This is a genomic window from Polaribacter litoreus (assembly GCF_054584775.1).
Genome location: NZ_JBTLRD010000010.1, coordinates 123,108 through 136,379, shown reverse-complemented (window position 1 = coordinate 136,379; position 13,272 = coordinate 123,108). Strand labels below are relative to the sequence as shown.

At 29.5% G+C, this 13,272-nt stretch carries 12 protein-coding genes; 6 read left to right on the top strand and 6 right to left on the bottom strand.

Annotated elements, in window-relative coordinates; translation table 11 throughout:
• Positions 1–120: 120 nt before the first annotated feature.
• Positions 121–690 carry an acyltransferase gene (locus ACW9UN_RS10615; protein ID WP_459486288.1) on the bottom strand — a complete coding sequence of 190 codons (570 nt, stop codon included), beginning with the start codon at positions 688–690 and terminating at the stop codon, positions 121–123.
• Positions 691–794: 104 nt separating this feature from the next.
• Positions 795–1,535, bottom strand: coding sequence for an energy transducer TonB (locus ACW9UN_RS10610; RefSeq protein WP_459486237.1), 741 nt, complete (start codon positions 1,533–1,535; stop codon positions 795–797).
• Between the two features lie 305 nt (positions 1,536–1,840).
• On the opposite strand from ACW9UN_RS10610, the gene ACW9UN_RS10605 reads away from it, so the two are divergent.
• The 3 genes from ACW9UN_RS10605 to ACW9UN_RS10595 are packed head-to-tail and all read left to right on the top strand — an operon-like array spanning position 1,841 to position 5,964.
• Positions 1,841–2,575 carry a LytR/AlgR family response regulator transcription factor gene (locus tag ACW9UN_RS10605; RefSeq protein WP_459486236.1) on the top strand — a complete coding sequence of 245 codons (735 nt, stop codon included), beginning with the start codon at positions 1,841–1,843 and terminating at the stop codon, positions 2,573–2,575.
• An 11-nt stretch (positions 2,576–2,586) separates the two neighbouring features.
• Positions 2,587–4,509 carry a tetratricopeptide repeat-containing sensor histidine kinase gene (locus ACW9UN_RS10600; protein ID WP_459486235.1) on the top strand — a complete coding sequence of 641 codons (1,923 nt, stop codon included), beginning with the start codon at positions 2,587–2,589 and terminating at the stop codon, positions 4,507–4,509.
• Positions 4,510–4,515: 6 nt separating this feature from the next.
• On the top strand, positions 4,516–5,964 hold the full coding sequence (locus ACW9UN_RS10595) for a sensor histidine kinase (protein WP_459486234.1): 1,449 nt from the start codon (positions 4,516–4,518) through the stop codon (positions 5,962–5,964).
• A gap of 181 nt (positions 5,965–6,145) precedes the next feature.
• On the opposite strand, the gene ACW9UN_RS10590 is transcribed toward ACW9UN_RS10595, so the two are convergent.
• Positions 6,146–6,715: a DUF3109 family protein gene (locus tag ACW9UN_RS10590; RefSeq protein ID WP_459486233.1), complete on the bottom strand. Its 570-nt coding sequence runs from the start codon at positions 6,713–6,715 to the stop codon at positions 6,146–6,148.
• Positions 6,716–6,802: 87 nt separating this feature from the next.
• On the opposite strand from ACW9UN_RS10590, the gene ACW9UN_RS10585 reads away from it, so the two are divergent.
• From ACW9UN_RS10585 to ACW9UN_RS10575, 3 genes are all read left to right on the top strand, one after another.
• On the top strand, positions 6,803–7,390 hold the full coding sequence (locus ACW9UN_RS10585) for a MarC family protein (RefSeq protein ID WP_459486232.1): 588 nt from the start codon (positions 6,803–6,805) through the stop codon (positions 7,388–7,390).
• Position 7,391: 1 nt separating this feature from the next.
• Positions 7,392–7,997, top strand: a complete 606-nt coding sequence (locus ACW9UN_RS10580) for an FAD-dependent oxidoreductase (RefSeq protein ID WP_459486231.1) — start codon at positions 7,392–7,394, stop codon at positions 7,995–7,997.
• A 115-nt stretch (positions 7,998–8,112) separates the two neighbouring features.
• Positions 8,113–8,856 carry an energy transducer TonB gene (locus tag ACW9UN_RS10575; protein WP_459486230.1) on the top strand — a complete coding sequence of 248 codons (744 nt, stop codon included), beginning with the start codon at positions 8,113–8,115 and terminating at the stop codon, positions 8,854–8,856.
• A 74-nt stretch (positions 8,857–8,930) separates the two neighbouring features.
• Here ACW9UN_RS10575 and glmS read toward each other — a convergent pair whose 3' ends face one another.
• The 3 genes from glmS to ACW9UN_RS10560 form a co-directional block, all read right to left on the bottom strand.
• Positions 8,931–10,787: a glutamine--fructose-6-phosphate transaminase (isomerizing) gene (gene glmS / locus ACW9UN_RS10570; protein ID WP_459486229.1), complete on the bottom strand. Its 1,857-nt coding sequence runs from the start codon at positions 10,785–10,787 to the stop codon at positions 8,931–8,933.
• A gap of 23 nt (positions 10,788–10,810) precedes the next feature.
• Complete coding sequence (locus ACW9UN_RS10565; RefSeq protein WP_459486228.1) at positions 10,811–12,364, bottom strand: DUF4270 domain-containing protein; 1,554 nt, start codon at positions 12,362–12,364, stop codon at positions 10,811–10,813.
• 67 nt (positions 12,365–12,431) lie between these two features.
• Complete coding sequence (locus tag ACW9UN_RS10560) at positions 12,432–13,241, bottom strand: glycogen/starch synthase (protein ID WP_459486227.1); 810 nt, start codon at positions 13,239–13,241, stop codon at positions 12,432–12,434.
• Between the last annotated feature and the right edge of the window lie 31 nt (positions 13,242–13,272).

Sequence of the window (13,272 nt, the reverse complement as noted above, 5' to 3'; positions counted from 1 at the left end):
TGGCTGTTTCTTACACAACATAAAACGAAATATTTATCACCAAAAAAAAGTAGTTGTTGAATTTTTTTAAAAAGTTAGTGATGTTATTCTGTCTGATAAACCTTTAGAATTTTAGGTACTTTACAACTTCTCTACCCTACCATTTACCATTTTGTAGTATTTTTTGCTTTCTTTACACTTAGCATAACCATCTTCATTAAAAACTAAAGTATGGCCATACTCACTAACCCAACCTATTTGTTTTGATGGATTCCCTACAACCAACGCATAAGGCAAAACCTCTTTTGTAACTACAGAACCTGCACCTATCAACGCATATTCGCCAATGGTAATGCCACAGATAATAGTTGCATTTGCGCCTATGCTAGCCCCTTTTTTTACAATGGTTTTTAAGTATTTATTTCTTCTAATAATGGCACTTCTTGGGTTAATTACATTAGTAAAAACCATAGATGGGCCTAAAAAAACATCGTCTTCGCAAGTAACTCCTGTATAAATTGATACATTATTTTGTACTTTAACATTTTGTCCTAAAACAACATGGGGAGAGATCACTACATTTTGACCAAGGTTACAACGTTGCCCAATTATACAATTAGACATAATATGACTAAAGTGCCATATTTTAGTACCTTTTCCTATCTTACAGTTATCATCTATAACAGCTGTTTCGTGTGCAAAATAATCCATATGTAAATTGGGTGCTTGTTTTGGAGAGCCTATTTTGTTAAACAAATGTAAAACAAAAAACTCAACTGATAAGTTGAGCTTAAAATTTTATTAACAAGTGATATTTACTCTACTCGAAATGTTATCGGTAATGCGTATTTTACTTTAACAGCTTTATTTCTTTGTTTACCTGGTGTAAATTTAGGAAGCTTCTCTATCAATTGCTGTGTCTCATTTTTTAGTTTTACATGCGGTGCATTAATTTTAATATCTACAACATTGCCATTATCATCAATAATAAATTGTGTGAAAATTTTATGTTTTCCAGCACGTAAACCCAGCTCATTGGCTAAATTTATATCAAAATTACGCTGTACAAATTGCATCATTTTTTTATCGAAACATTTTTTATTTTCTTCTTTTGATAAAGCCTCACATCCTTTAAAAACAGGGGCATTTTCTATTAAAAGAAAAGGTACAGTATCTGGTATATTGTCATCTATAGGCTCATCTTCAGTAATTACATCATCTATATTTAATTGAACAGGCTCATCTTCAGGAATATTGATAATGGTTTCTATTATATCGTCTTTACCTTTTTTAATTTCTGCATCTGGTATAAACTGTTGTTTATGCACTTGAACCTTTGGTTTTAGTTTGGGTTCTTTTACAAACAGAACTTCGGTATTGGGCTCTACATAAGTAATATTTGTAACTTCTGGCTCAAAAACAGCTAAAGTTTTCTGCTCGGTTTTATGCTCTAAAGCCATATAAACGATAAAGAGTACTAATACAAGTCCTAACTGAGTAAAAATGGTTGAGAACTTTTCTAATTGTTTGGTTGGTAGTTTTTTTAGGTTTTTCATAATTAGAAAATTTTAAGTTGTTAAAGGTTTGTTAAACCAAATAACGTGCCAAAAAACAGTTCTTCAGATATTTAGCTAAATACTACTTAAAGAGTAAGAGTTTTTATTTGTAATCATATTTATGGAGCAATTTATAATTGATGTTTTTTCTGTTGCATCCACTTTAAAATAAAGTTGCAAAATTACTTACCGTATTTTAACCACTTATAAACTATTAAATACTAGTTGTATTCAATACCATACAATTTGTACATCGTTAAAAATAAATTAAAAAATAAATTTTAACTTTGAGAAAATTGATAAGAATGATTAGAGCTGTAATTATTGATGATGAGCCTAAAGCTATACAAGGTTTGGCTTGGGAACTTTCTAACTTTAATGACGAAATTGAAGTTATGGCTACTTTTACAGAGCCTGAAGAAGCAATACGCTATTTAAAATCAACTAAAATAGATTGCTTATTTTTAGATATTGAGATGCCAACTATGGATGGCTTTCAGTTTTTAGAGCAATTAGAAACTAAAAATTTTGCCGTAGTTATTACAACAGCCTATAATGAATATGCCATTACAGCTTTAAAAAAAGAAGCTATTGACTATTTGTTAAAACCCATTGATTCAGATGATCTTACAGAAGCCATAAGAAAAATAAAAAAACACAATACTAAGGGTTTTAATGCCGATAAATTTGAAGACATGTTGTTAAAGTTTAACAACAAACTTCATCATAAAAAAATTACTATAAATACAGATGGTAAATTGGTTTTTTTAGAACCAAAAGATATTTATTATGTAGAGTCTGATGGTAATTATTCAACCTTGCATTTATCTAAAAATAAAAAAATTGTAGTTACTAAAAAACTAAAAGAAATAAACGAATTATTACCTAAAGATCATTTTTTTAGAATACATAATTCTTACATCATTAATTTAGATACTATTAAAGAGTTCTTAAAGTCTGATGGTTATGTTATTTTAGAAAGTGGTGCAAAGGTACCTGTTGCTAGACAAAGAAAATCTGAATTTTTAGAAAAATTATAAATTGAATCTCTATGCAAAAATTATGGTTGTTTTTTGTTTTAGGCTTTTTCTTTTTCCATACAAATGGGCAAAAGAAAACTCCAGATTTTACTGCACAAATAAGTAATATACTAAAAGAAAAACCCGTTACTTATAAAGGTATAAACAACTATTTAAAACCTTTTAGAAGAGATACAACCAAATTAAAAATACTGGCACAAAAATTTAAGGAAGCGAATTATTTAGATGGTAAAACTTATGTTGAGAATTTGTTAGGTATTCAATACAGAAACTATTCTTTATTTAACCAAGCCATCACTACACATACCTTAGCTTTAAAAACAGCTAAAAATGCGAAAAGTATAGAATTTGAAGTATTTAGCTTAAATATGTTAGGCGTAGATTACCGTAAAATGGATGCCAACAGAACTGCTTTAGATTACAATTATGAAGCACTAAAATTAGCTGAAACTGTAGAAAACCCAAGTCTTGGATTGCAAAGAAGTATTGCTGTTTCTTTAAATAGTATGGGTAATATTTACCTACTACTAAAACAATACGATTTGGCTATTGAACGTTTTAAAAAATCGCAAAAATTAGAACGTAGTATTGGTAATGAATTAGGTTTAGCCATTAACTATCAAAACATTGGATATGCAAAAGATGCTCAAGGAAAAACAGACGAAGCCTTAACGTATTTTCTAAAATCTTTGGCCATAAACAATAAAATAAATAATAGTTTTGGTAAGGTTATTTGTAATGGTAGTATTGCCAATATTTACATAAAACAAAACAAACCTAAAGAAGCAATTTCATTAATTACTACTAATTTTGATGCGGTAAAAAAACTAGGCAATAAAGAAATGTTGTCTGACTACTACTTAAATTTAGGTTGGGCACAAAGCAAACTAAATCAATTTTTAAAGGCAGAAAAAAATATAAATTTAGGCTTAACCATTGCTAAAAAATATAATTTTGCGTTAGAACAATCTTATGCTTACAGTTACTTATCTGAATTATATCAACAAAAAAAACAGTATAAGAAAGCACTAGAATTTCACAAACTATCTTACGAATTTGAAAATAAAATTTCTAACGAAAGAAACACGCAATATGTAAACGATCTTATTATCAAATACGATAGCGAGCGCAAAAATAATGAGATAAAAAACTTAGCCAAACAAAATGAAATTGCCCAATTGCAATTGGTAAAAAACAGAAATATTTGGATTATTATTATTGTAACCTTTTTGTTAATTATTGCTGTTTTATACTTTTTATACAGGCAACGTTTATTACAAAAACAAAAGCGCATTTTAACCTTAGAACAAGACGTTTTAAGAACGCAAATGAACCCACATTTTATTTTTAATGCTCTAAATTCTATTAAGCATTATATTATTAATAATGAGCAAAAAAATGCCGTTCGCTACTTAAATAAGTTTTCTAAACTGGTTCGTAAAATTTTAGAATGCTCTAAACTAAAAGAAGTTTCTTTACAAGAAGAGTTAGAAACTATGGATTTGTACATGAACATTGAAAATATTCGATTTTCTAATGAAATTAATTATGCCATTGAAGTTGATAAACATTTAGATTTAACACACATTAAAGTGCCTCCTTTAGTGCTACAACCTTTTCTAGAAAATGCTTTGTGGCACGGATTATCTTCTAAAAAAGGCAATAAAAAAATAGTCTTGTCTGTATCTCAACCTTCAAAAGAATTCATTCTAATTGAAATAGAAGACAATGGTATTGGTAGAACTGCCTCTGCAAAAATTAAATCGAAAAAAATTATCAACAGAAAATCTATTGGTATAGAATTAACAAAAGAACGCTTACAAAACTTTATAAAAGATTTTCAATATCCTTTTAGTCTTATTTTTAGCGATTTGCTTGATGAAGAGAAAAAACCAAAGGGAACAAGAGTTGCCCTTAAAATTCCTATAATTTAAAAATATATGGAGCTTTTTTTTCAGGATGTTTCTTCTTGGCTACAAGGGGTACTTTTTTTTCTTATTATGTATCATGCTGCTTCTTATTTTTTTACAAAAGATAAAAGCTTTGCAATTTATGCCTGCTATTTAGGTTTAGTTATGCTGTATTTAATTCCTAAAACACAGAATTTTACTTCTACTTTTATCACCGAAAAATTCGAATCATTTTTTAACACCTTCAACTACATCATTCAAATTTGGTATTGGATGCTGTACTGCTGGTTTTCAATTCACTTTTTAAGTTTAAAAGAAAAAAACATCAATTTAGCAGTACAAATTATGCTCTTTATTTTAATAACTACCATAATTTCTACTTTCTTTTTTCTTGTTGATTTTTTCTTGTTTGATGGCGTTTACATAGATCGTTTTTTTGTCTTTATTTTTGTACCAATATCTTTAACAATCATTTCATTTTTGTTGAAAACCATATACCATCATAACGATAAAATGAATGTGTTTTTTGTATTTGGATTGTGTTTTTTACTTGGTTTTTCAATAATACCATTGTGTTTTTCTAATCTAAAAACTTACCCTTTTACAACTATAACTCCAATTGATTTCTTTAAAATTGGTGTACTCTTAAAAGCAATAACACTCTCTATTGGGTTAGGATACAAATACTATTTATATGGTAAAGAACCAAACGATTGCAACTCACTTTTAATTTCTGAGCTTCAAAAAAATGCTGTTTTAAAAGAAAAATTGAATACAAAATTTTCTAAAAAAGGAGCGCTTTATACAACTGACGAAATTGATACTATATTCGAATCAGAAATACATCAATTACAATTTGTGAGTTTATTAGGTAAAATGAATCCGAATTTTATTATTAATGCCATAAATTCTATAAAGCAATTTATTATTCTTAATAAAGTTGAAACTGCCAAGCTTTATTTAAATAAACTTTCTAGCCTAATTCATAAAATTTTAGAAGCATCTACTACAAAACAAATTAGCTTACAAGAAGAGTTAGAAACGATGCATTTATATATGAGCATAGAAAATAGTTGTTTTTATGATAAAATCGACTTTACTGTTTCTGCAGATGAAGCATTAAACCTAAACACAATAAAAGTACCTCCATTTTTCTTGCAGCCTTTTTTAGAACATGCTATTTGGAATAGATTGTCTTCTAAAAAAAATAACAAAAGAATTGTTTTATCTATTCGTAAAAAAAATAAAAATTGCCTAAAAATTTGTATTAAAGATAACGGAATTAGAAGTAAAACTTCTTCTAAAATCACGTCTAATAAACCTATAAATCAAAAATATTCGGGCATTAATTTAAGTGAAGCAAGGCTTTATAATTTGGTAAAAAACTTTAAAAACAATTGTTCAATTACTTATAAAGATTTGCAAAATACTGAAAAAGTAACAGGCACAAAAGTGGTGATAAAATTTCCACTAAAATAAAAGTTACTAGTAAACTTTTACATACATAAGTTTTAATAAACTACCGCTATTTTATACAAGTTACATAAAAAAGTATTTCGCAGCTTATCAACGAAACGTTGTAAAACACGAATTAAGGTATCTTTTAAAACCAATAAAGATTTCTGTAATTAATTTGCTAATACAAAATTTCACTAAACAACTATGGTGTATATTTTGCTGCAACCTTTTCTAATTCAGCATACCAATCTTCTCCAAATTTTCGGATTAAAGCTTGTTTTACAAACTTATAAACAGGTACTTGTAATTCTTTACCTAAAGAACATGCATCATCACAAATGTCCCATTTATGGTAATTTATGGCAGAAAACTCACTATAATCTTTAACACGTATAGGATATAAATGACAAGAAATTGGCTTTTTCCAACCTATTTCTCCTTGATTATAGGCCTCTTCAATACCACAAAGCGCTGTGTTTTTTTCATCAAAAATAACATAGGCACAATCTGCTCCTTTAATTAAAGGGGTTTCTAATTCTCCCCATTCGTTCGTAATCCAAGTTCCCTGTTTTTCTATAGCTTCTATCCCTTTTTTTCTTAAATAAGGTTTTACCTTTGGATAAATTTCTTCTAAAATCTTGGTTTCTTCTTTTTCTAGAGGCGCTCCTGCTTCACCATCAATACAACAAGCCCCCTTACAAGCCGACAAATTACAGACAAAATCTTTCTCTATAATATCTTCTGAAACTATGGTTTTTCCTAATTGAAACATACCGCAAAAATAAGAATATTTATTTCTGATTTTTTTTGATTTTCGTAAAAATAGTTAACTACTTTTGCAAAAAATTAAAAAATAAAAATGGTTTTAGACTTCAAAGAAATATTAACTGCTTTTATGGTATTATTTGCGGTTATAGATATTATAGGAAACATTCCAATAATCATAGATTTACGCAAAAAGGTTGGACACATACAGTCTGAAAAAGCCTCTTTAATTGCAGGTTTTATTATGGTTCTTTTTCTATTTGTAGGGCAAAGTTTACTTAGCCTAATTGGTATTGATGTAAATTCTTTTGCTGTAGCAGGTTCTTTTGTACTGTTTTTTATAGCTTTAGAAATGGTTTTAGGAATTACATTGTATAAAGATGATAGTGATTCTAATGCCTCATTAACGGCGGCTGTATTTCCTATAGCTTTTCCTCTAATTGCTGGCCCAGGAAGTTTAACTACGTTATTATCTTTAAGAGCAGAATTTGCCATACAAAATATTATTGTTGCTGTTATTTTAAACATCATTTTTTTATATCTTGTACTTAAAACTTCTTCTAAAATTGAACGCTTGTTGGGTGCTGCTGGTATTCAAATAATCCGCAAAGTTTTTGGAGTAATTTTATTGGCTATTTCTGTAAAGTTATTTGCTCAAAATATAAAAATGTTATTTGTTTAAAATGGTTTTTGATTGTTTAATTATTGGTGGTGGTGTGGCAGGAATGCAATGTGCATTGGTTTTAGGCTCGGCTAAAAATAAACCCTTTGCTGCTAATAAAAACATCGGAATTGTTTTGCATCAAAAAGCTTCACATTTAGAAAATGCGCTTTTTAATAATGTTTTAGGATTATCTGCCAAAACCCTAGGTAAAGATATTTTAAATGATGGTAAATTACAACTATCTACCTTATATCCTGATATTCATCAAATTAAAAAAGAAAAAGTAGTTGCTATTGATAAATTTAGTGAAACATTTTTAGTAAAAACAAACAACAATGTATATCAATCTAAAATTGTAATACTTGCCTTAAATTATTCTAAACCTTTTACGATACAAGGTTTAGATGAATATTTAATTCCTCACCAAAAAACAAATCTAGCTAAAAACAGAATTCAACTTAAAAACAAAGATCATTTTATTGAAAAAGGATTATATTGTTGTGGTACAATAGCCGGACATAGAAGTCAATTTGCAATTGCGGCTGGCAGTGGCGCCTCTGTAGCCACAGATATTTTAACGCTTTGGAATGATGGAAACCATACCAAAGTTCATGATAAATTATGACGGAAATCATATTTTAAACCCTATTTTATTTATAATTTTATAACCAGAAATCGAATTATTAAGAATTCCATAATTTCTGACACAAATATGTTATAAATTTTAAAAGGATTATAAGATGGAAATCAAAAAAAACCCTCGTCTCCAGCTCGAAAATTTTAGTAAAATTTTCTTCCAAATAGGTATTGTTCTTACATTGTTTATCGTTCATGTTTTTATAGAACATAAAACTTACGAAAAAACATATGGCGAATTAGAAACTGTTGTTTTAGTAGCAGAAATGACAGAAGATATTCCTATTGTTAAAGTCATAAAAATTAAACCTACTCAAGTAAAAACTCCACCACCTCCATCAATAGAAAAGTTAGAAGTGGTAAAAGATGATGTTGAGGTTCCAGAAACCATAATAGAATCTACAGAGACCGATGAAAACGAAGCAATTACTGATGCCGTTGTTACTACAGATGATATTGTTGAAGTTGCAGAAGAAGAAACGATTGTAGAAGATGTACCTTTTATGATGATTCAAAATGTACCTGTATATCCTGGCTGTAAAGGTAGTAATGAGCAATTAAAAAAATGCTTCACAAAAAAAGTTGCTAGACACTTTGGAAAAAACTTTAATGCTAATTTAGGTAGCGAACTTGGCTTAAGTTCTGGAAAAAAAAGTATTTATGTTGTTTTTACAGTAGATAAAACTGGCAACATAACCAATGTAAGAGCAAGAGGCCCACACCCAACTTTAGAAGAAGAGGTTGTACAGGTAACAAAATCTTTACCTAAAATGACACCTGGTAAACAACATGGCATAGCTGTAGGAGTTACCTATAGTATACCTGTTACTTTTGAGGTTGTTATGTGATAATAATCTATATGTTGAATCTAAAAAGTTTAGCTTATGTAAGCTAAACTTTTTAGATTTATATAAGAAAATTGTTACTCTACAGTAACAGATTTTGCTAAATTTCTTGGTTGATCTACATTTTTACCCAACAATACAGCTATATGATAAGAAAGTAACTGAAGAGGAATTGTAGTTAACAATGGGGTTAAAGCTTCTTCTGTGTCTGGTATTTCTATAATATGATCTGCAATTGCTTTTACTTGAGTATCTCCTTCAGTAACAATAGCTATAATTTTTCCAGCCCTAGACTTAATTTCTTGAATATTGCTAACCACTTTTTCATAATGTCCTTTGTTTGTTGCAATTACAAAAATTGGCATATTTTCATCAATTAATGCAATAGGCCCATGTTTCATTTCTGCTGCAGGATATCCTTCTGCATGGATGTAAGAAATTTCTTTCAACTTCAAGGCACCTTCTAAGGCTACAGGAAAATTAAACCCTCTTCCTAAATACAAGCAATTTGATGCATCTTTATATACGGAGGCAATATTTTTTACGTGTTCATCTATATCTAAAAGCTTTTCTACCTGCCTAGGTATCAATTGCATTTTATGAATATAATTTTCAAAAGTATGATCTGCTAAAGATTTATTGGCTCTTCCTAATTTTAAAGCCATTAAAATTAATACTGTAATTTGCGTTGTAAATGCTTTAGTAGATGCAACACCAATCTCTGGGCCTGCATGTGTATAAGATCCTGAATGGGTTTCTCTTGCAATTGACGATCCTACAACATTACATATACCAAAAACAAAAGCTCCTTTAGATTTTGCCAATTTAATGGCTGCTAAGGTATCTGCTGTTTCACCAGACTGAGAAATTGCAATTACTACATCTTTATTAGTAATTATAGGGTTTCTATATCTAAATTCTGATGCATATTCAACCTCAACTGGTATTCTTGCCATTTCTTCGAAAAGATACTCGCCCACTAAACCTGCGTGCCAAGATGTACCACAAGCAACAATAATAATTCTATTTGCGTTTAAAAATTTATCTAAATGATCTTCAACACTAGACATTTTTATGAGATTGTCTTGTGGTAACATTCTTCCTCTAAACGTATCTGTTATGGCCTTGGGTTGCTCATGAATTTCCTTTAGCATAAAATGGTCGTAACCTCCTTTTTCTATCTGATCTAAGCTCATTTGAAGGCTCTGAATTGTTGGCTCAACCATAGAGTCATCGATAATTTTATGTACCTTTACCCCTTTACTTAGTTTTATTATTGCCATTTCTTCATCATCTAAGTAAATAGCATTTTTTGTATATTCTACAAAAGGTGATGCATCTGAGGCTATAAAAAATTCTTTTTCATCTTTACCAACTCCAATAGCTATTGGGCTTCCTAAACGTGCCACAATAATTTCATTAGGTCTGTTTTTATCGAACACTGCAATCGCATACGCACCTACTACATTTGTTAAAGCCAATTGAACAGCATGCCCTAATTTACAGCCTTCTGTTTCTTTTACCTCCTCTATAAGGTTTATAAGAACTTCTGTATCCGTATCACTTTTAAAAGTATATCCTCTAGAAATAAGCTCTGTTTTTATAGTATCGTAATTTTCTATAATACCATTATGTACTATTACTAAATTACCAGAATTAGATGTATGAGGATGAGAATTTATGTTGTTAGGCACACCATGTGTTGCCCAACGTGTATGGCCCATACCAATTTTGCCAACTTTTCTTTTTTCATCCTTATCTGTAATTACCTCTAGATCAGAAACTTTTCCTTTAGTTTTGGTGAGGTGCATATTCTTGCCATCATAAATCATAACACCTGCACTGTCGTAACCTCTATATTCTAGTCTTTTTAAACCATTAATTACAATTGGATAAGCTTCTCTATAACCAATATAGGCTGATATTCCGCACATAATATTTGTTTTGTGGTGTGAAGTTAGTTATTCTCTTCTGAATATGATATTTTTAAAACTGCTTTTTTTGCTGTATTTGCAGTTGAACTATTAAAAAGCGTTACAGCTTTAGGATTCCAACTAAAATTATTAAAAATTGTATCTGTTGCACTTACTGTGTTTGGTAAGGGTATAGAACTTGGAAAATCTGTAATATTAAAAGCTTTTAGCTTAAAAGTTGGTGAGTAATTTGTTTTACCACTTAATAAATCTGATACATGCTTAGTAATTCTAAACGTGTATTTTTCTATTGTTCCATTTGCATCTCTTTGCAACTCACCCCCAAAAAAGAGTTGTTCTCTATAACTATCTTTAATTTGTCCAAAACCTGCATTAACGGCTGTATTATCTTGATAGAGGTATAATCTATCAGGAACATGACTTGTATCTGCAGATTGATTGATATAAAATGTTAAAGAAGCATCATTAATTAATAGGTTTCTATCTCTTAACTCTTGCATTTTAGCTTCATCAAATAATGTAATTGCACCTTCACTACCTGCAGTTCCTTGAACAATAATTTCATCATTATCAGGGTATATTTTATCATCCATAGTAAACGTATTTACTCTAAAACCTGATAAAGGAAAGGAATTGTTGTTCTTAACTGTTTTAATAGTGTCATTTGTTCCTTTACTATATACAGTGTTTGTGTAAAACACTTCTATAGAAGGATTTAAATCAGCCGAAGTAGAATTAAAATTAAAAGAATAAAGAGCACCATCTTCTCCTGTGGCTTCTATAATAAGCCCTCTAAAATAATTATTAAAAGCTTCTTGTGATGAAAATTCTGAAGATTCATATTTGTCTAAAAAAAGTTCTTTTATTAGATTTTCATTTAAAGGAATTCTTGCAAAAGGCTGCGGTATGCCTAACGAAGAATTATACGTTATTGTATCCGTTTTAATAAGGGTGTTTTTATCTGTTCTTCTTTTTACATAAAATACTGTATCTGTAGGTATGGTATTATCTCCTATAATTGTATCTTTTGGTATGAATTGAAAGTCTAATTCTGCATTTAATCTATCTGATGTTTTTTGAAAAACATCATCTGAATAAAAACGGTTTATTTTTGATGGATCTTCTGGATTATATACATTCATATAAGTATCAGATCTGTATAAATTTAAGGTAAATGCTTTAGTTTTATCTCCAAAAATTGAATCTAATTTAAAATCAGGACCAGATGATAAGTTGTCTTGCAAAGTTGCTTGATAAGGCAGCTTTAAAAATACAGTATCTATAGAACTAATTACATCTGTTGTATCTGTTATATCATCATCATCAACAAGCTGCAAGCCTGCAGTAATGGCCACTTGAGAAACAATAGATGCTTCTAGCTTTTCATAATCAGAATTTGCGTAAACACCCAAGAGATATTGCCCCAATCGTCTTGAAATATTATCTGATTGAACCCTTTCTAAAGGACTATTTTCAGCAGTAATATCTACCAATAGAGAATTTGAGGTAAACTTTGTATTGGTTAATACGCTAGAATCTATGTTTGTAAAGTCTTCTTCACAAGATAAGATTGCCATTGATAGGCATATAAAAACACCTAAATATAGGCTTCGATTGATATTTTTTTTCACTTTCAATAAACAATTACTCTGCTGCCATTAAATCAGCATAAAAATTCAAATAAGATTCCTTTAAATGCTCTGATTGATATTCTAAAACAGGCATTTCTTGTTCTTCAATAAAAGAACTTAATTCTTCATCAATAGTTTCACTACCATGAATTATTGCATCAGAATTTTCGATTGCACTTTTCAAAATATTAATATGACTTGGTGCAGTTATCGTAGCTATTTTATCGGATGCATTAAGATCAAATTTTACTTTATCAGCCATATCTGTACTTAAATTACCTTTAAAACCACTATTATAAAGCGAAGTAACAATTTTACTTTCAGTAAACAATGGCTCTTCTTTATAAAATTCTCTTAAATAAAGTGGTAATAAAGAAGCCATCCAACCATGAATATGAATTATATCTGGAGCCCAGTTTAATTTTTTTACAGTTTCTACAACACCTTTTGCAAAGAAAATAGCTCTTTCATCATTGTCTGGAAACAGCTGATCATCTTCATCTGTAAAAACTGCTTTTCTCTTAAAATACTCTTCATTATCAATAAAATATACTTGCATTCTTTCTTTAGGTATAGATGCAACTTTTATGATTAATGGCATATCTACATCATTGACTACTAAATTCATCCCAGATAACCGAATAACCTCATGCAACTGATGCCTTCTTTCGTTAATAACACCAAATCTTGGCATAAAAATACGGGTTTGAACTCCTTTTGAATGTGCATTTTTAGCGGAAGTAAATGCTGTGGAAGAAAGTTCTGTTTCTGGTAAGTAGGGAACAACTTCTGATGATACGAATAAAATTCTCTTGTCCTTCATTAAATCAAACTCTTTTATAAAAATGCAAAAG

What these genes read in the sequence shown, in the direction of transcription:
- ACW9UN_RS10600 (WP_459486235.1), top strand. Translation starts at nt 2,587, where the DNA reads ATGCAAAAATTATGGTTGTTTTTTGTTTTAGGCTTTTTCTTTTTCCAT.
- ACW9UN_RS10590 (WP_459486233.1), bottom strand. Translation starts at nt 6,715, where the DNA reads ATGTTTCAATTAGGAAAAACCATAGTTTCAGAAGATATTATAGAGAAA.
- ACW9UN_RS10595 (WP_459486234.1), top strand. Translation starts at nt 4,516, where the DNA reads ATGGAGCTTTTTTTTCAGGATGTTTCTTCTTGGCTACAAGGGGTACTT.
- ACW9UN_RS10565 (WP_459486228.1), bottom strand. Translation starts at nt 12,364, where the DNA reads ATGGCAATCTTATCTTGTGAAGAAGACTTTACAAACATAGATTCTAGC.
- ACW9UN_RS10560 (WP_459486227.1), bottom strand. Translation starts at nt 13,241, where the DNA reads ATGAAGGACAAGAGAATTTTATTCGTATCATCAGAAGTTGTTCCCTAC.
- ACW9UN_RS10575 (WP_459486230.1), top strand. Translation starts at nt 8,113, where the DNA reads ATGGAAATCAAAAAAAACCCTCGTCTCCAGCTCGAAAATTTTAGTAAA.
- glmS (WP_459486229.1), bottom strand. Translation starts at nt 10,787, where the DNA reads ATGTGCGGAATATCAGCCTATATTGGTTATAGAGAAGCTTATCCAATT.
- ACW9UN_RS10580 (WP_459486231.1), top strand. Translation starts at nt 7,392, where the DNA reads ATGGTTTTTGATTGTTTAATTATTGGTGGTGGTGTGGCAGGAATGCAA.
- ACW9UN_RS10610 (WP_459486237.1), bottom strand. Translation starts at nt 1,535, where the DNA reads ATGAAAAACCTAAAAAAACTACCAACCAAACAATTAGAAAAGTTCTCA.
- ACW9UN_RS10585 (WP_459486232.1), top strand. Translation starts at nt 6,803, where the DNA reads ATGGTTTTAGACTTCAAAGAAATATTAACTGCTTTTATGGTATTATTT.
- ACW9UN_RS10615 (WP_459486288.1), bottom strand. Translation starts at nt 690, where the DNA reads ATGGATTATTTTGCACACGAAACAGCTGTTATAGATGATAACTGTAAG.
- ACW9UN_RS10605 (WP_459486236.1), top strand. Translation starts at nt 1,841, where the DNA reads ATGATTAGAGCTGTAATTATTGATGATGAGCCTAAAGCTATACAAGGT.